Genomic DNA, 18,849 nt, shown 5'->3' on the forward strand with positions numbered 1-18,849 from the left:
GATCTGCTTGAGCAGGTACCCCGAGGCCCCGGCCATGATGGCCTCGAACAGCGCCTCGTCGTCGCTGTAGCTGGTCAGCATGATGACCTTGAGGTCCGGCATCCGGCTGCGGAGCTCGCGGCAGACGGACACGCCGTCGCCGTCGGGCAGCCGGACGTCGAGGACGGCGACGTCGGGCCGCAGCGCCGGCACTCGAGCGAGCGCCTGGGATGCGTTCTTCGCCTCGCCGACCACCCTGATCCCAGGGTCGGTCTCGAGGACGTCGGCCACGCCGCGGCGCACGATCTCGTGGTCGTCGAGGAGGAACACCGCGATCGGCGCTTGGTGCGTGTGCGTGTCCACCGGTTCTCCCTCGTGCCGCCGCTCGGCCGTCCCCGTCGGACGGACCAGGGTCCTCCGCGGACCGAGGCTAGGGCTCCAGGGCCGCCCTCCACTCAGTGCCGAAGGTCCCGGGATGGCACGCCGACGGACCCCGCCGACCTCGGTCCCCACCCCCCACGTCGAGCGTCAGCGCGACCACCATCGGCTGCGTTCGGGTCTACCGGAGCTCCGCGAGGATCTCGTCGGCGGCGCGGCGGCCGGAGCGGCTGGCGCCGTCCATGTAGCCGTTCCAGATGTCGGAGGTCTCGGCCCCGGCCCAGTGGAGCCTGCCCACAGGGGCGGCCAGGGCCGTGCCGTACTGCGTCCAGGCGCCGGCTCCGAGTCGGCCGCCGTAGCAGCCGCGGGTGAACTCCTCGGCCGACCAGTCCTGCTCGAGGACATCGAAGGGCTGGGCGGCCTGCGGGCCGAAGTACTTCACCAGCGCACCGATCACCAGTTCCCGGCGCTCCGCCGGGCTCAGCAGGCCGGCGGTGCGTGCGTGCTTGCCCTCGAGGAACCCGACCAGCACGCCGCAGGAGGCGTCGGCCGGGCTGTTGTCCAGGACGACGTTGAACGCGTCGTCGAGGCTGAGCACGAAGCCGTTCAACCCGTCCTCGCGCCAGAACGGGGTGTCGTAGCCGACCTGGAACTTGATGACCGATCCGGCCGGCATCTGCTGGGTGAGCCCGTCGCGCAGGGCGGGCAGCGGCGGAACGTAGCGGATCCGGCCGGCCAGCGTCAGGGGCACGGCGACGACCACCCGCTCGGCGGTGACGCTGCCGCCCTCGTACTCCACGACCACGCCGGTCACGTCCTGCCGGATGGTCCGGACCACGGCGCCCAGCCGGACCGCGTCTCCCAGCCCGGCCGCCATCCGCTCGGAGACCTGGTGGGTGCCGCCGATCACGCGGGCCTCCTGAGCGCCTCCGGTGGTGGCCGCCAGGGTCTGCAGGCTGGTGCCGGACTTGACGTAGAACAGGAAGTGCAGCAGCGACAGTTCCGGGGTCTCCGCTGAGAACAGCGCCGGGACGAGCAGGCGGAGGAACCGCCGCGCGGTGCTGTCGTGGGTGTTGGCGACGAGCCAGCCGTCCAGCGTCTGCCGGTCGAGGTCGTCGGCACCCTCGCTCTTCCACGGTGTCGCAGTGGTGATCGTCGAGGCCATGATCTCCAGCTGCTCCCACAACCGGCCGACCTCCATCGCCGACTCCGCGGGAAGTCCGAAGGTCTCATCGGCGTACCGGGCGACGGTGCCGTCGATCACGGTCAGCGACTCGCCGTCGTTGTAGGTGGGAAAGGTCTCCAGGTCCAGCTCCCTGATGAGCTCGAGCGCCGCATCCTGCGTGGGGCCGACCCACTGGCCGCCCATCTCCACCGGAACGCCGTTGCGGAGAACGCCTCCCAACGTGCGCCCGGCGACCCGGTCGCGGGCCTCCAGCACCGTCACGGACCTGCCGGCCTGCACCAGCGTGCGGGCCGCGCTCAGACCGGCCAGTCCGGCGCCCACGACGACCACATCGACATCTGGCATCTCGCAGCTCCCATCAACGTCGGTCCGGGGCCACCGGCTGGACGGACACGATGCGCAGGCCGAGGTCCTGAACCGCCATCAGGAACTGGTGCAGTCCCTCCTCGTGACGCACCAGGCCGGAGATGACCGGATCGGCGGCCACCTCGGTGACGTCAACGGCGGCGAGGGCGGACTGCGCGACGTCAGACAGCCGCTCGGCGACCCGCACCTCGTACCGCCGATCCGGCATCAGCACCCTCCCGTCGCGGGTCGGCGTCCCGTGGTTCGCCATCGTGCGCGCGACGGCGGCGCCTCCGCCTCACCTTCCGCTGATGACGAAGGCGCTCAGGGCAGCAGCCCGGCGTCGCGCGCACGGGTGACGGCGTCGCTCCGGGAGGGGACGCCGAGCTCGGCGTAGATGCCCCGGAGGTGGGTCTTGACGGTGTTCACCGAGACGGTGAACTTCGCGGCGATCTCACCGGCGGTCAGCAGCGAGGGCAGCAGCGCGAGCCGGTCCGACAGCCGCCTCGTGGCGGGACGACCGTCTGCGCGGCGCCGAGCTCAGCCGAGGGGAATCGTCCACGTCACCCGGGTGCCCGACCGGTGCAGGGCTTCGGCGGAGAAGGTGCCGCGGCGGTCATGGGCGCGGCGGGCCAGATTGTCCAGGCCGCTGCGGCGGGCAGCCGCAGCGTCGATCCCGGTGCCGTCGTCGGTGACCTCGACCGTCAGCCGGTCGACGGTCGCGGCCACCTCCACCTCCGCGCCGGCTGCCTGCGCGTGCCGGGCGACGTTGGTCAACGCCTCGCGGAGCACGGCGAGCAGGTCCTCGTCGATGTCCTCGGGCAACGGCACGTCGAGCCCGGTCAGGCGCACTACAGGATCGAAGCCCAGCGCCAGCGACGCCTCGGCCAGCACGCTCAGCAGCCGGCCGGCGAGGGCCGCCCCGCCGCCGCTGCCGGGCGGGGTCTGCTGCTTCAGCCGGCCGATCATGCGGCGCAACTGGAAGATGGTCTCGTCCAGGCCGTCGACGGTGACCTCCAGTTGCGCGGCCAGCGGTCCGGGACCCAGCGTTCCCACGACGCGGTCCAGGTTCAGCGCCGCGGCGAACAACCGGGCGATGACGTGATCGTGCAGGTCCGCGGCGATGAGCTCCCGCTCCTCGAGCAGCCGCTCGCGCTCCCACAGCGCCGCCACCGCGGCCGGGCCCGGGTCCGGGTCCGGGTCCAGGGCGTCGGCCGCGGCCGACGGCCCGGTGTACCCGTTGCCCGTCGTCGCCGACTCGCCAGGACCGCCCCCGGATCTCCTGTCCCCGGACGGTGGAACCCCGGAGGCTGTCGTTGCAGTCATGGCGTCTCCTCCCTGCAGCGAGCGGGTGCACCTGCGATGGCTGTCCGGCCCCGTCCGTCGCCACTGCCTTCGCCGGTGCTTCGCGGCACCCGGAGTCGTTGGATGCGCCCGGGCCGTCGTCAGCCGACGGTCGCACGAGCCACGCGAGGATCGTCATCTGCCTGCGCCCCCTTCCGAGGAGCCGTGGGTCTCCAGCGTCCGGGGTCTGTCCCGGTGAGCAGGTCATCTCACCGTCGCCGGAAGGGGGCTCTGGCTCACCGGGTAACTCGCTCCGGTGTCGATGAATGCCACCCGCAACGTGCGCGACATCGCCGACGAGCTGGTGCACACCGTGGAGCTTCCCGCCGTGGCGCCGCGCGGTGCTCACCGGCACCCGCGGCCGAGGCCGCCGCCCTGTCGCCCAGGACCACCCGCCCCGCGAGACTCCTGAACAGCCGCAGACGCCTCCCGGGGGACGCCTCGCGGTCAGGCCCCGCCGCTCCAACTCACGAGGCGGCGGGGCCGCCCCGCAGATCCGGCCAGCAACAGCAGCCGCCCGGTCACCTGACCGGACGGCCGCGGCAGCGGCTGGGTGCCGGCCCGACAGCCAGCACGCGCGGCCCTGGGGTGGCGCCAAAGGCGTGGCCCCCTCGCCGGGGTGGGGCGAGGTCTTCGGGAGATCGTGCGGAGATTCTTCCCAGAATGACGAACTGCCCAGGACCGGAAGGTCCGGGGCGGTCTTGTTGTCGGGCGGGATCAGCCGGCCCGACGTCGCCGGGTCGAGGAGTGCACGGGACGCTCGGGCTTCGCACCCCGACCGGTCGCGAAGTCGCATCCGGCGGTGAGGCGGCCTCGGCATCTCAGGGTCGTCTCAGGAGCCGCCGACGCCTCCACCATCACCGAGGACGTCAGCCGGGGAAGACCCAGGGCGCGTTTCCGAACGGGGTGCCGGTGCGCTTCCCGCACCGCCGGCAGATCTTGTCGTCCGGACTCGAGGGCCCCTCGCCGTCCGGGTGTCGCCGGACGTAGGAGTGCAATCCGAACCGGCACCGCAGTGGCTTCCGAGTCATGAATCGACGCTAGGAGTCGCCGATTCCGCCGGAAAGGGGCATACGGACCGGCGCGCCGGGCCTGCGCCGCTGGTGGCGGGGTGCGCATGTCGCGGTCGATGGGTGCACGTGGCCGGCGCCGTTCGTAGAAGCGCGCCCACCCCTCGACGTGACCCCTCTCGGCCTGCCGGGGGACGTCACCGCCCCGGCTGCCCGGCGGTGAGCGAGGCCGCGATGGCCCGACCCCACGCCCGGGCGTCCGCGGGGTCACGTCGGTCCCCCTCCGGCAGGAACAGCAGCCCCGCCACGGCCCGCTCGGCGGCACCCAGCCCGGCGCGGTCGAGCCGGCCGGCGAACACCCGGTGTTCCCGGGCGCGGGTCTGCACGAGCACCTCGTCGGCCTCGAGCAGCTCCTGCGGGGGCCGCCCGCGAGCCCCGACCGGGCCACTGGAGAAGATCCACACCGGGCGGTCCCAGAGGTCGATGGCACACCGCAGGACCATGTCCCGCGCCGCCTCCAGCCAGTGCCCGTGGTACACGGCGCTCCCGACGACCACCGCGTCGTAGCCGGTGACGTCGTCGACCTCGGTCACCGGCCGGACCTCGACGACGGCGCCGGACCCGAGCCCCTCGCGCAGGCCGTCGGCCACCGAGCCGGCGACGCCGGCGGTCCCGCCGTGGCGGCTGGCCACCGCGACCAGGACGCGCTGCCCGCTCATCGCCGCACCTCCGTCGCCGTCCCCGTCCGGAGCAGCACCGGCGTGCGGGCCGGTACTCACAGCAGGCCGCCGGCGCGCAGGTTGAGCGCGGCGAGCACGACGGCCGCGGCCACTCCCCCGGCCGTCGCCAGGGTCAACAGCACCCGCCGGGCACTCCACCGCTGGACCCGGATCCGCGGATGGGACGGCAGCAGCGCGCGGCAGCGCCCGACCACGTCCCGGCCGTCGGCGGCGAGCATCCGACGCAGCTGCGTGGGGAGGGTGAGCGGAGAGGTGGCAGCGACGGACTCGGACAGCTCCGCGTCGGTGAACTGCCGCCGTGCCCCGTCGAGCACCCGCTCGGGACCGGCGACCAGTGCGCAGGTGAACAGCATGCCCGCGAGGTCGGCGGCCTGGCGCCAGCGGCTGGGTCGCAGCTCGCCGAAGGAGACGTCGACGAGCACGACCCGCGCCTCGTCCTGGACGAGGACGTTGGAGGGCTTGACGTCGCGGTGCGCCGCCCCGGCCGACCAGAGCAGGGCGATCTGCCGCAGGGCGTCGTCGATGACCGCGTCGTCCAGGCGCGAGCGCCGGATCTCGACGGTGCGGGGCACGAGCTCGGTGACCAGCAGGTACTCGCGGCCGGGCACGACCTCGACCACGCCCATCGGCTCGGGCACCCGGACACCGCCGTCGCGGAGCAGCCGCAGCATGTAGTCCTCGTGCTCGACCAGCCGACGCACGGAGGAGAACGGTGCCTCGTCCTCCAGCCGGCCGTACCGGAGCACGCGCAGCAGCTTGTACCAGCGGTCCGATCGCAGGTGGGTGATCGAGTAGAGCTTGCCGAACAGGTCCGGACCCGCCGCCGTGGTGAGGCGGCACGGCGTCGAGCCGGCCGACCCGTCGAGCCGGAAGGGCTCGATCGCCGTGACCGCCACGCCCAGCTGGTCGCGGACGGCGGCCCGGATGCGCGCGGTCCGCGCGGCGTCCAGCGCCAGGTGCGCGGACACCCGGCGGCGGTAGCCGACCGGGAACGCGGCCTCGGGCGCGAGCACCGTGCACACCAGGGCCGCGGCGCTGCCGCCCAGGAGTGCCGCGGCGATCGCGACGGAGGGCCCGTCCAGCCCCAGGACGACGCGCAGCACGACGGCGGTCATGACCAGGGCCGCGACCGCTCCCCAGCCCCACCGCCGCGCCCGACCCGACGGCGTCAGCACGTACAGGGTTGCCACCGACACCGTCGCCAGCACCACGACCGGCCAGGCGGTGAACTCCACGGCGGCCGGCGTCCCGGTCACCTCGGCGCGGACCGCCCGCACCAGCACGCCCTGGCCCTCGGCCAACTGCGCCACCGCCGCGACCACCGACACGGTGCCGAGGTAGACCAGCAGGTGGCGCCACCGCGCCGTCCACACGAGGACCAGTGCGGTGGGCAGCCACAGGCAGCGGTAGCCGAGCACCGTGCCGACCCGTACGACACGAGTAGCCCCGCGATGGGGCTGCTGCGGACCGGTCACCTCGGCGACGGCCCTGTCGAGCCCCAGCAGACCGCCGGGCCGGTCGGCCAGGACGAGCAGCAGAGCTGCGGCCACCAGAACGGCGGTCCACCCCCACACCGGGGCCGGCACGTGCCGCGGCAGCAACCGGTCACGGCCCGAGGGGCGGCGACGGGCGGTACCCGCCGGCCAGGACGGGCGTCGGGGCCGCACGGCGTGGAGACGCGGTCCCGCGGGCTCCTCGAGGACGGGGACGGCCGGTCCGACGTCGGTCACAGGACCAGGCTCGGCCGCGCGGTCCCTGCCCCGCGCGGGTCGGGCGGCACGTCCCGAGGGGCCGGAGGACCCTGCCCGGCGGCGCCTGTCCCGGACTGGACTGGTCGCGTGACCTCGCGCACCGTCCCGGAACGGACAGCGGCGCCCGCTCCCCGTCGCCCGCCGCGCAGCTCCCGGCTGCGCCCGGAGCGGCTGCCGACCGACCTGGTGCGCGTGGCCCTCGGTCTGCTCGTCGTCTACGCCGGCGTCCTGATCGCGCAGCAGGGACGGCTCCCGCTCGTCGAGCGGGACCTGTTCCGGCTGTTCAACGACCTGCCGGCCGCTGTGCTGCCGGCCGTCTGGCTGGTCATGCAGCTGGGCAACGTCCTCGCCGTCCCGGCGCTCGCGCTGCTCGCCCTGCTGCGGCGCCGCCTGCGCCTGGCCCGCGACCTGCTGGTGTCCGGGCTGGCCGCCTACCTGGCCGCCGACCTGGTCAAGACGCTGGTGGGTCGCGAGCGGCCCGCGGGCCTGCCGGTCGGCGCAGTGCTCCACGAGGGCACGGTCGGCGGGGCCGGCTTCGTCTCCGGGCACTCGGCGGTGGCCGCGGCCCTGGCCACCGCCGCCGCTCCGTACCTGACCCGGCGCGGGCGCCGGGTCGCCTGGGCGCTGGCCTGGTCGGTCGCGCTCGCCCGCGTGTACGTGGGGGCCCACCTGCCCCTCGACGTGGTGGGCGGCGTGGCCCTGGGCTGGGCCATCGGGTCCCTGGTGCACTGGGTGGCCGGCGTACCGGCGCGCGAGGTGCCGCCGGCGCGGGTCGAGGACCTGCTGCGGCGTTTCGGACTGCCGGTCAGCGGCGTGGTCCCGGCGTCGGTGCGGGCCCGCAGCTCGCAGCCGTTCGAGGCGGTCGACGCCGACGGCCGCCAGCTGTACGTGAAGTACCTGGAGCCCGACCGGCACGAACGGGACCGGCTGCACCGGCTGTGGCGGGTGTTCGCCGTCGGCGACGTGAAGGACGCCGACGCCCTCGCGCCGCTGGGGTACCAGGCCGAGCACGAGGCCGTGGCCGCTCTCACCGTGGAGCGGCGGGGAGTGCGCGTGCCGTCGGTGCTGCTGGCCCGCGGCGGGTCCGGGGACGCCGTCGTCGTCCAGGAGCACGTCGACGGCCGGCCGCTCGACGCGCTGGACCCGGCGGAACTGACCCCCGGCCTGCTCCGCGAGGTGTGGACCCAGGTCGCCCGGATGCACGGCGCGTGCGTGGCACACCGCGACCTCGTGGCGTCGAGCGTGCTCGTCGACCGGACGGGCCGACCGTGGCTGGTCGACTTCGGCAACGCGCGCACCGGCGCGACCGACGACGAGACGGCCGTCGACGTCGCCGAGCTGCTCTCGTCACTGGCCGCCGCACCCGAGCTCGCGGGCAGCGACCCGGCGGTGCTCGTCACGACCGCGACCGATGTCCTCGGGGACGAGGCGGTCGCGGCGGCACTGCCCTCGCTGACCCCGCTGGCGCTGTCGTCGGAGACGCGGCGGCGGTCGCGCGCCGAGCCGTCCCGTCTGGACGCCGTGCGCGCCGCCGTCCACGCCCGGCTCGGCCTGCCCGACCCGGAGCGGCCGGTGTTCCCGCCCGCGGGGCCGGTGGCGCGCGTGCTGGTGGCCGTGGGCTGCGCCGTCGCGCTCGCGGGACCGGCGGTCGCCGCGGGCGTCGGGGCGACCCTCGACAGCGTCGGGCCGGAGGGGTGGCGCTGGCTGGGCGGCGCCGTGCTGCTGGCCGCGGCTGCGGCCCTGGCGCGGGCAACCGCCGTCCGGCACGCCGCCGACCGGCAGGTGTCCGTCGGCCGGGCGCTCGTCGTCACGCTGGTCGCCCGGGACGTGGGGCTCCTCCGCGGCCGGGACGGCGAGCGCCGCGCCCGCGCCCGGCTGCTCGAGCGGGCCGGGCTGCTGTCGGCGGCCGCGCACGCGGCGACGGTCCGCACCGCGCTCGCGGGCCTCGTCGGGGCGGCCGTCGTCACGGTCGCCGCACTCCTGCTCGCCGCCGTCGACGGCGTGTCCCCGGACTGGCAGTCACCGGCCGCGGCGCTGCCGGCGGCGGCCGCCGGGCTGGCCGCGTGGCTGATGGTGGGTACCGGACAGCTCCTGGCCCGCCGCCCCGCCGCCGATCCGGCCCCACCAGTCCCGCCGGGTCCTCCGGTTCCGTGGCGGCAGCGGATGGCCGTGCTGGGCTGGGCGGGGGCGGCCGTCGCCCTGGAGGCCGCCGTCCTGGCCGGCGCGGTCCAGGCGGCCGGCGGCGGGGTGCCGGTGCTCGCCGTCGCCGGCGTCTCCGCTGCCCTGCGGCTCGTGCGGACCGCCGTGCCCGTCGCCGACGTGCCCGGCATGCCCGAGGCGGTCCTCGTCCTGCTGCTCGGGGTGCTCGGGATGCCGGTGGCCGCGGCGTGTGCCGCCGTCGTCGTGACGCGGTCCCTCACGACCTGGCTGCCCGCCGCCGTCGGCCTGGCGGTGGACCTGCGGGCACACCCCGCCGTGGGACGGACCCTGCCATGAGGGTGTCGCCCTCAGCCGCGCCGCGAGGCGACGAGGTCCCGGCGGGCGTCCTGATGATCGACGAGAGCCGCTTCCCACGGTGGGGCCGGACCCCGACCGTGCCGGGACAGCCGCCGCCGGCCACTCGCTTCAGTTGCGCAGGTCCCGGCGGACGTAGCGCAGGCATCCGGCGGCGGCCAGCAGCACCGCGACGGCGACCATCCCGGCCGCACCGGCGGCGTTCCACGGTTCGGCCGGCACGTCGGCCAGGTGCGCGAACGGGGAGAACCAGCGGACCACGCCGGGCCAGCCGAAGGTGTCGGTCAGCACCAGCAACAGGTATCCGCCGACCGCCGGGGTGACGCCGACGGCGAGCACCGCCGACGGCGCGCAGCCGAGCGCGGCCAACGCCGCCCCCAGACACAGCAGCCCCACCGGCAATCCCGCCAGCGCGCCGGCCAGCGCCTGCCCCAGCCCGAGGCCGGCACCGACCCACGCCGCTCCGGCCCAGGCGGCCGCACCGGCCGCCGCGGCGAGGACGACGGTGGCCGCCCCGACGACGGTGGCCTCGGTGACCGCCCACCGGGCCCGGTGCACCGGCAGCGCGAACAGCAGTGTCAGCCGGCCGGCCATCTCGTCCCCGGCGGTCGCCGCGACGCGGGCGGCGGCGAACGCGCCGAGCACCACGGCGAGCAGGGTGAACAACGCCGCCACGTAGCCCTGCACGGATCCCAGTTGGGCGAACCCGGCCTGCGCGGCCAGGTCGGCGAAGGCCGGGTTGTCCCGCAGGAACTCGGTCATCGACGTGGCCAGCAGCCCGATGAGCAGGAAGTAGGCCGCCGCGCCGGCGGCCCAGCCGGCCAGCGGTCGACGGGTGCGGTGCACGGCCAGGCCGCTCAGGCCGGTGAGCAGCCGGCTCGGCCGGGCACGGCGATCACGCCCGGCCACCCGGCCGCGGCCGACGTCACGCCCGGCGGCCGACGCCACCGCGAGCACGGCGACCGCGGTGACCAGAACGCCGAGGACCAGCAGCGGCAGGGCCCGGTCGGCGGCGAACGGCGCCGACCGACCCAGCAACCCGAACGGCGTGCCCCACGCCAGCCACTCCAGGGCCGGCACGCCGTCGGACACCATCCGGGCGAGCAGGCCGGCGAGCAGGACCGCCACGGCCAGCCCGGACGCCGAACGCCGCTCGGGGAACAGTTGTCCGGCCAGCACGCCGAGCGCCGCGCCGATCATGCCGGTGCCGGCCAGGCCGGCACCGAACACCGCCGCCCCGGCCACCGGCGTCCCGGCGAGCACCAGGCCGAGCGCGCCGGCGACACCGATCACCGCCGCGGCGACCAGCACCACGACCAGCACCCGGGCGACCAGAGCCTGCAACCGCAGCCGCCCGGCGAGCAGCAGGTCGAACCGGCCGGCCTCCTCCTCGCCGCGGGTCAGCCGGGTGGCCGTCAGCGCCGCCCAGATCCCGACCAGGACGGCGAGCACGGTGCCGGTCCGCCAGACGGTGAACCCGCCGGCGGTGTCGAGTCCGACCGGCGGGCCGAACAGGGTGCGGATCGCCGGGTTCTCGGCGAGCGCGGTCAGCGACTCGGCACCCAGCGCCCCGTCCAGCCCGCGGTACTGCACGGCGACCAGCGCGGTCATGCCGGCGCACAGCACCGCGACGATCGCGGTGCCGCGACGGGCCTGGCGGATCGCGGCCGCGGTCACCGTCCGGCCTGCCGACCGCGCCGGTGTCGGCCGTGGCACGGTCGCCGGCACGCGAGCCGACGCCGTTCCGGCGGTCATGCCGGGGCCTGGCCGTAGTAGTCGAGGAAGATCTCCTCCAGCGACGGTTCCCGCACCTCCAGGCGAGCCACGTCGGCGTCGCCCAGCGCGCGCAGCACCGGTCCCGGCGGGCCGGTGAGCGACAGCTCCAGCCGCACCGGGCTGGACCAGCGCAGGTCGGCGACGCCCGGCAGGTCGGCCAGGCGCTGCAACCCGGTCGCGGGTGCGGCCAGGTCGACGACGACCTCGGCGCGGTGCAGGCGGCGCAGATCGGCCAATCCGGCCACCTCGACCAGCCGGCCGCTGCGCAGGATGCCCACCCGCGAGCAGGTCGCCTCCACCTCGGCCAGCTGGTGGGAGCTGAGGAACACCGTCTGCCCGCGCCGGGCGGCCTCGGCGATGCACGCCCGGAACTCCCGCTCCATCAGCGGATCCAGCCCACTGGTCGGCTCGTCGAGCACGAGCAGCGGAGCCCGGGTGGCGAACGCTGCCACCAGCGCCACCTTCTGCCGATTGCCGGTGGAGTAGGTGCGGGCCCGCCGGTCGGGGTCGAGGGCGAACCGCTCCAGCAGCTCGTCCCGGTAGGCGGGGTCGGTGCCCGGGCCGACGCCGGCGAGCAGGTCCAGGCACTCCCGGCCGGTCAGCGACGGCCACAGCGCGACGTCGGCGGGCACGTATGCCAGATGCCGGTGCGCGCGCTGGACGTCACTGGCGGGGACGTCGAAGATCCAGGCCGTGCCGGTGTTCGGCCGCAGCAACCCGAGCAGCATCCGGATCGTGGTCGACTTGCCGGCGCCGTTGGGGCCGAGGAACCCGAAGACCTCACCGGGCGGCACGGCCAGCGACAGGTCGGCCACCGCCTCGGTGGTCCCGAACCGCTTGCTCAGCCCCTCCATGCGCAGCGCAGGGACCGACGGTGACGTGGCGGACATGGCGCACTCCTGGCAGTCGGGAACACGACTGCCGACCAGACTTCCCGGCGCACCGGCTGGAAACGGTATCCCCGTCGTGTCCCCCGGGGAAGCCGGTTGCGCCGCGATCCCCGCGGCGACCCCCGACGGTGCTGCATCCACGCGGTGACCACCAGCGGTACCCCGAACGCCAGGACGACGGCGTCGACGGCGGTGTTGCCGGCGGCGATGAACACCGTGTCGTGGCCGTAGAGCCCGCTGCCCGCCAGCTCCGCGGTCCGCCCACGCAGGGTCACGACCCCGACCGGTTCCCCGGAGGGCCGTCGGGAGAGCCCGGTCGTGGCGACCGCCGCGGCGAGGGCCGCGACCAGTCCCGGCAACCGACGGAGTCTCGTCCCTACGCGTTCCTCCTCGTGCTCGTCGTCCCACCGGGAGCCGGCGCCGCTCGCAGCGGGCTCCTGCGCCATCCGAAGTGGTGGAGGCAGGTCGACGCCAGGTCGGCCGCACGGTGCCGATGCACCGCCGAAGGACCCCGCCGGGGAGCCGGAGGGCCCGACGGACGATCGGGAGGAGGACCGCTCCCGGGGCGGACGGCGCCCGGACTCGGGACCTTCGGCACCCTCGCGAGGGGGCCGCGGTCCCCAGGATCGAGGGCACCCGTGCGATCCCCGGAGAGGCTCCCCATGACCGCCCTCGAGGCCCCGACCACCGGCACCGCCCGCGAGGACGTCCCCACCGGGGACCTCGCGCCCGACCTGCGCTGGTGGGCGGCCGCCAACTACCTCACCGCGGCCCAGATCTACCTGCGCGCCAACCCGCTGCTGCGCGAGCCGCTGCGACCGGAGCAGATCAAGCCGCGGCTGCTCGGCCACTGGGGCACCAGCCCGGGCCTGACCATGCTGTATGCGCTGCTCAACCGGCTGATCCGGCGCACCGGGCAGGAGGTCCTGCTGGTGACCGGGCCGGGCCACGGCGGCCCGGCGGTGCTGGCCGGCGCCTACCTCGACGGCACCTACAGCGAGGTGCATCCCGGGGTGTCGCAAGACCTGGCCGGGCTGACCCGGCTGGTGCGGCAGTTCTCCACGCCCGGAGGCGTGAGCAGCCACGCGGGGCCGCACATCCCCGGCGGCATCCACGAGGGTGGAGAGCTGGGGTACGCGCTGCTGCACGCGGCGGGTGCGGCCTTCGACGACCCGGACCTCCTGGTGGCCTGCGTCGTCGGCGACGGCGAGGCCGAGACCGGGCCGCTGGCGGCGTCGTGGCGGCTGCCGGCCTTCCTGGACCCGCGCCGCGACGGGGCCGTGCTGCCCGTGCTGCACGTCAACGGCTACAAGATCTCCGGGCCGACGGTGCTCGGCCGGTCCTCCGACGAGGACGTCTGCGGCTACCTGCGCAGCCAGGGCTGGGACCCGGTCGTGGTCGCCGGCGACGACCCGCCCCGTGTGTTCGCCGACCTCGACGCCGCACTGGCCGACGCGTACGCCCGCATCCGCGCCATCCAGGACGCCGCCCGTTCGGGCCGCGCGCAGGACACCCCGCGCTGGCCGGCCGTCGTCCTGCGGACACCGAAGGGCTGGACCGGGCCGCACACCGTCGACGGCGTGCCGGTGGAGGGCACCTTCCGAGCCCATCAGGTCCCGCTGGCCGGCGTGCGCGAGAACCCGGAGCACCTCGCCCAGCTGGAGGCCTGGCTGCGGTCCTACCGGCCCGAGGACTGCTTCGACGCCGACGGCCGGCTGGTCCCCGAGCTCGCCGCCCTCACACCGCGGGACGACCTGCGGATCTCCGCCTCCCCGCGCGCCGGCGGGCCGCACTACCGGGTCCGCCCGCTGCCGCTGCCCGACCTGGCCGACCATGCCCTGGCGGTCCCCTCCCCCGGCGTCGTGCAGCACGAGACGACCCGGCCGCTGGGCACGTACCTGCGCGACCTGTTCGTCCGGACCGCGCGGGCCGACGGAGGCGGTGACTTCCGGCTGTTCTCGCCCGACGAGACCAACAGCAACCGGCTCGGCGCGGTCTTCGAGGTGACCGAACGGGTCACCTCGCTGCCGGTGCTGCCGGGCGACGAGGCCCTCGGCCCGCACGGCCGGGTGATGGAGGTGCTCAGCGAGCACCTGTGCGAGGGCTGGCTGGAGGGCTACACGCTCACCGGCCGGCACGGGCTGTTCGCGACCTACGAGGCGTTCGCGATGGTGAGCGCCTCGATGGTGGTGCAGCACGCCAAGTGGCTGCAGCAGTCCGTGCTGGAGCCGGGCCGCCCGCCGGTGCCCTCGCTCAACGTGCTGCTGACCAGCACGACCTGGCGCAACGACCACAACGGCTTCTCCCACCAGGGACCAGGGCTCATCGACACCGTGGCTCCGCTGTCCCCCGACGTCACGCGCATCTGGTTCCCGCCGGACGCCAACACCACCCTGGTCGTCGCCGAGGAGTGCCTGCGCAGCCGGAACCGGGTCAACCTGGTCGTCGTCGACAAGCAGCGGCATCTGCAGTTCCTCGACCTCGAGCAGGCGCGCACGCTGGTCTCGGCCGGCGGCGCGGTGTGGGAGTGGGCCGGCACCGAGGAACCCGACCGGGCCCGCACCGACTCACCCGACGTCGTCCTCGCCGCCATCGGCGACGTCCCGACGATGGAGGTCCTCGCCGCCGCGCAGCTGATGCGCGAGCACGTGCCGCACCTGCGCGTGCGCGTCGTCGACGTGGTCGACCTGCTCGGCCTGCTCCCGCCCGGCGAGCACCCCGCCGCGTTCTCCCCCGAGCGGTTCGCCGACCTGTTCACCGACACCGCCGACGTCGTCGTCGCCTTCCACGGGCACCCGCGGGCGATCCACCCGCTGCTGCACGGGCGGCCGGACGTCGACCGGTTCCACGTCCGCGGATTCACCGAGCACGGCACCACCACGACCCCGTTCGACATGGTGGTGCTCAACCGCATGAGCCGCTACGACCTCGTCCTGGAGGCACTGCGCCGGTCCCGGCGGGTGCCCGAGGGCGGCGACGGGCTCGCCCGGCTGTGCCACGAGCAGCTGGGCCGGCACCGCGAGCACGTCGTGGAGGCGCTCGAGGACCTGCCCGAGGTGCGGGACTGGACCTGGTCGTCCGACCGGAGCTGAGACGACGGGACCAACACCGGCTACGCCACGGCGGGTGCACCCCGCTTCCCGCTGCTGTACCTCGCCCTGGACTCACCGGGCAGCGTGGAGGGCGGCCCCCACAGCGAAGGGGCGCGCCCCGGCGCGGGGCAGTGTGGAACCGTGACCGTCACCGACGACGGCGGCGACACCGTCGCGTCCAGCTCGCCGGCCGCAACTGGGAGGGGCGGGTGCTGACCTACCTCACCCTCCCAGCGCCGGGGTGACCAGCGCGGCCAGCTGCTCGCGGACCGCGGCGGTCAGGACCGGCAGGTCGGGCACCCGCTCGGGGTCGGCGACGGCGGTCACGGTGAGGATGCCGGCGTAGGAGAGCGCGTCGAAGGAGACGGTGACGTTCCCCGCCTCTCCCGAGGCCACCGGCAGGACCTGCTCGACCGGGCGCCCGGCGAGGGTCAGCACGGTGCCGGGGCCGCGCACGTTGCTGACGAGGGTGTGGAAGCGGCGCTGGTGGCGCAGCCACCACCGGTAGGCGCCCACCGCGGTCAGCCCCCGGAAGACCGGGCCCATGAGGGCGGTCAGCGGCGGGCCGGCGGCCTGGTCCCGAGCCCGCCGGACCGTGCCCGCGAACCGGTGCAACCGCTCCCCCGGTTTTCCTGCGGCCGGGACGGCGACGACCAGCGGGGTGGTGGCGTTGCCCAGCTCGGTGACCCCGGCCGCCCGCCGACCGGCGACGACGACCGTGACGGCCACCGGGTCCACCGACTCCCCGCGGCTCTCCAGCAGGGCGCCGAGCGCCCCCGCCACCGCGACGAGCAGCGCGTCGTTCATGGTGCCCCCGGCCCGGTGCGCCGCTGCCCGCAGCGGCTCGAGCGGCACCTGCACGGCCGCCGTCCGCCGCCGCGGACCGGTGGGGGCGAGCAGGCTGCAGGGCGCGGCCCGGGGTGGGCGGAGGCCACCGGCAGACCGGGCCGCGTCCCGCACGAGCGCGGCGGCGCTCCGCCAGCCGGCGAGGGACCGGACGCGGCTGCGCCAGGCGTCCGCCACGAGGGACCGGTAGGGCGGCAGCGGACGGGGCGGTGTGCGGTCGGGCGGCGGACCGCCGTCGGCGAGGGAGGCCAGCAGGGCGAGCCCGCCGATCCCGTCGGCGAGGACGTGGGACAGGACGACGACCACCGCGCTGCGGCCGCCGGGCAGGTCCGGGACGACGACCGCCGACCAGTCGGGGCGGTCCGCCGGCAGCGGGTGCGCCACCAGCTCGGTGGCCAGGTCGAGCAGGGACTGCGTGTCGCCCGGGTGCGGGCACGCGGCGGTACCGACGTGCGCCGGCGGGTCGGGGTGCGGGTCGTCGGCCCAGACCGGCCGGCCCGCGCCCGGCGGTACCCGCACCAGCCGCTGGCGCAGGCGCCGCACGCCGCCCAGCCGCTCGGCGACGACGCGGGTGAGCTCCTCCCCGTCGCCGTCGCCGCCGGCGGGCGGACCGAGGACCAGCACGGCACCCAGTTGCATCGGCGACGGGCCGCCCCTTCCGAGGGCCTGCATGCCCAGGTCCTCCGCGCTCGCGCGGAGGACGCCGCCGGTCACCGCTTCGGGAGGGCGAAGCCGCGCGGACGGGGAACAGCGGGGAGCACCCCGCGGGCCAGCCGGTCGATGACCGCCTCCTCGTCGATGGGGACGGCGAGGACCCGCACGCCCGCGCCGACGAGCCGCTCGCTCGGCACCGAGCCCCCCGGGACGCCGTGGCGCAGGGTCAGCAGGCGGGCGCACACGAGCTCCCTGACCTCTCCCGAGTGCTGGCCGATGCCCCCGCTGAAGACCAGCGAGTCCCAGGTGTCGAGTGTCGTCACCGCGGCCGCGGTGGCCATCGCGACCGACCGGACGAACACCCGCAGGGCGAGGTCGGCGGCCGCGTCGTCGGCGGCGAGCAGCTCCCGTACGTCGGTCCGGCCGCCCGCCAGCCCGGCCACACCGGAGCGGCGGTTCAGCAGCTCCCGGACGGCGGGCACCGATCCGTCGGCCTGCTCGACCAGGCGGAGCACCACCTCCGGGTCGAGGTCACCGCTGCGGGTCAGCGACGGGATGCCGCCGGCCGGGCTCAGCGCCATCGTCGTCGACCGTGGCCGACCGTCCTGGACCGCGGTGACGCTGCAGCCGCTGCCCAGGTGCACGACGACGGCGCCCCCGAGCCCAGGCAGGAGGTCGATCACGCTCTGCACGGCGAGGCCGTGGAACCCCCAGCGGCGCAGCCCGGTAGCACGGGCCTCGGCCGGGAGCGGCAGGGTGACCGCCTCCTGCGGCAGGACCGCGAAGAAGCCGCCATCGGGCACCAGCACCATCTCGGCCCCGGGCCAGCGGGCGCGGGCCTCCTCGAGGACTGCGAGCTGCCGCGGCAGGTGCAACGGGTCCAGGTGCGCCTCGCCCCGCAGGCGCGCGACCAGCAGTTCGTCGGCCCGGCGCGGCTCGGCCAGCAGCGGGGTGCCGTGGACCACCCGGTGGGCGATGACGTCGGGGTACAGGCCGCGGCGGGCCATCGCGTCGGCGATCTCCGCCACCGCACCGGTCCAGCCGTCGGACAGCCTGGCGTGCTCGACGAAGGAGCCGGTACCGCTGATGGTCACGTGGGCCGGCTCGGCCTCCGGACCATCGCGGAGCCCGGAGATCTCGGCGTGCATGCGCAGGTCGGGATCGCGGACGGCGGCTTTGAGGGAGGACGAGCCGACGTCGAGGGAGAGCACGACCGGCGGATCGGCCGGGGCGCGGGAGTCCAGCACGGGACGAGGCTCCCGTCGGCCGCTCACGGACGGGCAGGGCCGAACGGCCCCGCGTCACCGCGGGAGGTCCCCGGCACCAGCACCGGCCACGGGCCGCCGCACCGCCGGCCGGCCACGCCCGGCATCGCCGGGCACCGCGCGCCGGCCGGGGCTGACGTCCCGCCGCCCGTCGTGCAACCTGGTGCCAGACGACCGGGAGGTGCCTCCCGCTCCTGGTGACGGCCCGTGTCGGGCACCATCCGGCCGTGGACCCCGTGCAGCTCCTGCGGACAGCGGCCGACCGGCTCGACGCGCTCGCCGCCCGGACGCTGCCCGGCGACTGGCGGACCAGCGGACTGCTGGCAACCCGCCCCGAGGTGGTCGCGCACCTCCCTGACGGGAGCACCGAGCACGTGGCCGAGGCGCGGGCCGCGACCGGTGCGTGGATCGCGGCCCTCTCCCCCGCACTGGCCGCGCCCCTGGCGAGTTGGCTGCGCGCCGCGGCCGCGCACCAGCCGGTCGCCCCGGCGGCCGAGGCGTTCGCCCGGACACTCCTCGCACGGCTGCCCTGACCGGGCACACCGTCGGCGCAGGCGCGCCCCGCTCCCTGCTTACCGCTGCGCCCTGCCGAGGCGGAGCAGCCCGGGGAGCGAGACGAGGATCCCGACGACGCCGCCGGCGATGCCCAGCCACAGGAGGACGCGCACGACGACCTCCCAGCCGGAGCTCAGGTCGAACGGGAAGACCTGCAGCAGGCGCACCGTGGCGGCCAGGCCGAAGGCCGTGGTGAGGGTCGTCCCCACCGGGACGGACACGCCCCCGGGACGCGCCATCTGCAGGAGGGCGACCGCGATGCCGGCGAGGAGCGCGACGTCGACGAAGGGCAGCACCTGGGTCGTCTCGTCGGTGAGGAACGGGACGACCTCCCATCCCGGCCAGACGTGCACCAACAGCAGCAGGATCCCGTTGGCCAGCACAGCGGCGACGGCGTTGCCTCGACGCCCGGCCGTGGACGGCGGTCGGGTCCGTACCTCGGTCATGCCTCCCATGGTGGAGACGCCGGCGCCACCGACTCAGGGCCGAAGGTCGCCGCCGATCCGGGACGTCCGGACGGCGTC

Annotated in this window: 15 protein-coding genes; 3 read left to right on the forward strand and 12 right to left on the reverse strand. The window is 75.8% G+C overall.

The features are described from left to right. The 7 genes from FN207_RS25730 to FN207_RS25760 form a co-directional block, all read right to left on the reverse strand. A partial coding sequence (locus FN207_RS25730; protein WP_281282174.1) for a response regulator occupies positions 1-342 on the reverse strand: 342 nt, incomplete at its 3' end. Between the two features lie 196 nt (positions 343-538). Next, positions 539-1,888 carry a flavin monoamine oxidase family protein gene (locus FN207_RS25735; protein ID WP_142461305.1) on the reverse strand — a complete coding sequence of 450 codons (1,350 nt, stop codon included), beginning with the start codon at positions 1,886-1,888 and terminating at the stop codon, positions 539-541. A gap of 13 nt (positions 1,889-1,901) precedes the next feature. After that, on the reverse strand, positions 1,902-2,117 hold the full coding sequence (locus FN207_RS25740; protein WP_142461306.1) for a hypothetical protein: 216 nt from the start codon (positions 2,115-2,117) through the stop codon (positions 1,902-1,904). A gap of 95 nt (positions 2,118-2,212) precedes the next feature. Continuing rightward, on the reverse strand, positions 2,213-2,389 hold the full coding sequence (locus FN207_RS27445) for a LuxR C-terminal-related transcriptional regulator (RefSeq protein WP_142461307.1): 177 nt from the start codon (positions 2,387-2,389) through the stop codon (positions 2,213-2,215). A 39-nt stretch (positions 2,390-2,428) separates the two neighbouring features. Next, a complete protein-coding gene (locus tag FN207_RS25750) occupies positions 2,429-3,214 on the reverse strand; it encodes a sensor histidine kinase (RefSeq protein WP_142461308.1) in 786 nt (261 codons plus the stop codon). A gap of 1,225 nt (positions 3,215-4,439) precedes the next feature. After that, a complete protein-coding gene (locus tag FN207_RS25755; RefSeq protein WP_142461309.1) occupies positions 4,440-4,961 on the reverse strand; it encodes a flavodoxin domain-containing protein in 522 nt (173 codons plus the stop codon). Positions 4,962-5,017: 56 nt separating this feature from the next. Continuing rightward, on the reverse strand, positions 5,018-6,532 hold the full coding sequence (locus tag FN207_RS25760) for a lipopolysaccharide kinase InaA family protein (protein ID WP_185938587.1): 1,515 nt from the start codon (positions 6,530-6,532) through the stop codon (positions 5,018-5,020). A gap of 288 nt (positions 6,533-6,820) precedes the next feature. Here FN207_RS25760 and FN207_RS25765 point away from each other — a divergent pair, with 288 nt between their 5' ends. Beyond that, on the forward strand, positions 6,821-9,229 hold the full coding sequence (locus tag FN207_RS25765) for a phosphatase PAP2 family protein (protein WP_185938588.1): 2,409 nt from the start codon (positions 6,821-6,823) through the stop codon (positions 9,227-9,229). 129 nt (positions 9,230-9,358) lie between these two features. On the opposite strand, the gene FN207_RS25770 is transcribed toward FN207_RS25765, so the two are convergent. Beyond that, a complete protein-coding gene (locus FN207_RS25770) occupies positions 9,359-10,924 on the reverse strand; it encodes a hypothetical protein (RefSeq protein WP_221888412.1) in 1,566 nt (521 codons plus the stop codon). A gap of 74 nt (positions 10,925-10,998) precedes the next feature. Further along, a complete protein-coding gene (locus tag FN207_RS25775; RefSeq protein WP_142461313.1) occupies positions 10,999-11,913 on the reverse strand; it encodes an ABC transporter ATP-binding protein in 915 nt (304 codons plus the stop codon). A gap of 662 nt (positions 11,914-12,575) precedes the next feature. On the opposite strand from FN207_RS25775, the gene FN207_RS25780 reads away from it, so the two are divergent. After that, a complete protein-coding gene (locus tag FN207_RS25780) occupies positions 12,576-15,005 on the forward strand; it encodes a phosphoketolase family protein (protein ID WP_142461314.1) in 2,430 nt (809 codons plus the stop codon). 222 nt (positions 15,006-15,227) lie between these two features. Here the strand turns inward: FN207_RS25780 and FN207_RS25785 are convergent, their stop codons facing one another. Together FN207_RS25785 and FN207_RS25790 are read right to left on the reverse strand one after the other, a co-directional pair. After that, positions 15,228-16,523: a wax ester/triacylglycerol synthase domain-containing protein gene (locus tag FN207_RS25785; RefSeq protein ID WP_142461315.1), complete on the reverse strand. Its 1,296-nt coding sequence runs from the start codon at positions 16,521-16,523 to the stop codon at positions 15,228-15,230. A gap of 38 nt (positions 16,524-16,561) precedes the next feature. Continuing rightward, the gene (locus FN207_RS25790; protein ID WP_185938589.1) at positions 16,562-17,752 is read right to left on the reverse strand and encodes an acetate/propionate family kinase; all 1,191 of its coding nucleotides are present in this window, start codon (positions 17,750-17,752) and stop codon (positions 16,562-16,564) included. 245 nt (positions 17,753-17,997) lie between these two features. On the opposite strand from FN207_RS25790, the gene FN207_RS25795 reads away from it, so the two are divergent. Continuing rightward, positions 17,998-18,303, forward strand: coding sequence for a hypothetical protein (locus FN207_RS25795; RefSeq protein WP_142461317.1), 306 nt, complete (start codon positions 17,998-18,000; stop codon positions 18,301-18,303). A 39-nt stretch (positions 18,304-18,342) separates the two neighbouring features. Here FN207_RS25795 and FN207_RS25800 read toward each other — a convergent pair whose 3' ends face one another. After that, complete coding sequence (locus FN207_RS25800) at positions 18,343-18,771, reverse strand: hypothetical protein (RefSeq protein ID WP_142461318.1); 429 nt, start codon at positions 18,769-18,771, stop codon at positions 18,343-18,345. Positions 18,772-18,849 lie beyond the last annotated feature (78 nt).

Origin of the sequence: Geodermatophilus aquaeductus (genome assembly GCF_900182545.1) — a bacterium.
Classification (GTDB): Bacteria; Actinomycetota; Actinomycetes; order Mycobacteriales; family Geodermatophilaceae; genus Geodermatophilus; species Geodermatophilus aquaeductus.

What these genes read in the sequence shown, in the direction of transcription:
- FN207_RS25735 (WP_142461305.1), bottom strand. Translation starts at nt 1,888, where the DNA reads ATGCCAGATGTCGATGTGGTCGTCGTGGGCGCCGGACTGGCCGGTCTG.
- FN207_RS25740 (WP_142461306.1), bottom strand. Translation starts at nt 2,117, where the DNA reads ATGCCGGATCGGCGGTACGAGGTGCGGGTCGCCGAGCGGCTGTCTGAC.
- FN207_RS25750 (WP_142461308.1), bottom strand. Translation starts at nt 3,214, where the DNA reads ATGACTGCAACGACAGCCTCCGGGGTTCCACCGTCCGGGGACAGGAGA.
- FN207_RS25755 (WP_142461309.1), bottom strand. Translation starts at nt 4,961, where the DNA reads ATGAGCGGGCAGCGCGTCCTGGTCGCGGTGGCCAGCCGCCACGGCGGG.
- FN207_RS25775 (WP_142461313.1), bottom strand. Translation starts at nt 11,913, where the DNA reads ATGTCCGCCACGTCACCGTCGGTCCCTGCGCTGCGCATGGAGGGGCTG.
- FN207_RS25780 (WP_142461314.1), top strand. Translation starts at nt 12,576, where the DNA reads ATGACCGCCCTCGAGGCCCCGACCACCGGCACCGCCCGCGAGGACGTC.
- FN207_RS25785 (WP_142461315.1), bottom strand. Translation starts at nt 16,523, where the DNA reads ATGCAGGCCCTCGGAAGGGGCGGCCCGTCGCCGATGCAACTGGGTGCC.
- FN207_RS25800 (WP_142461318.1), bottom strand. Translation starts at nt 18,771, where the DNA reads ATGACCGAGGTACGGACCCGACCGCCGTCCACGGCCGGGCGTCGAGGC.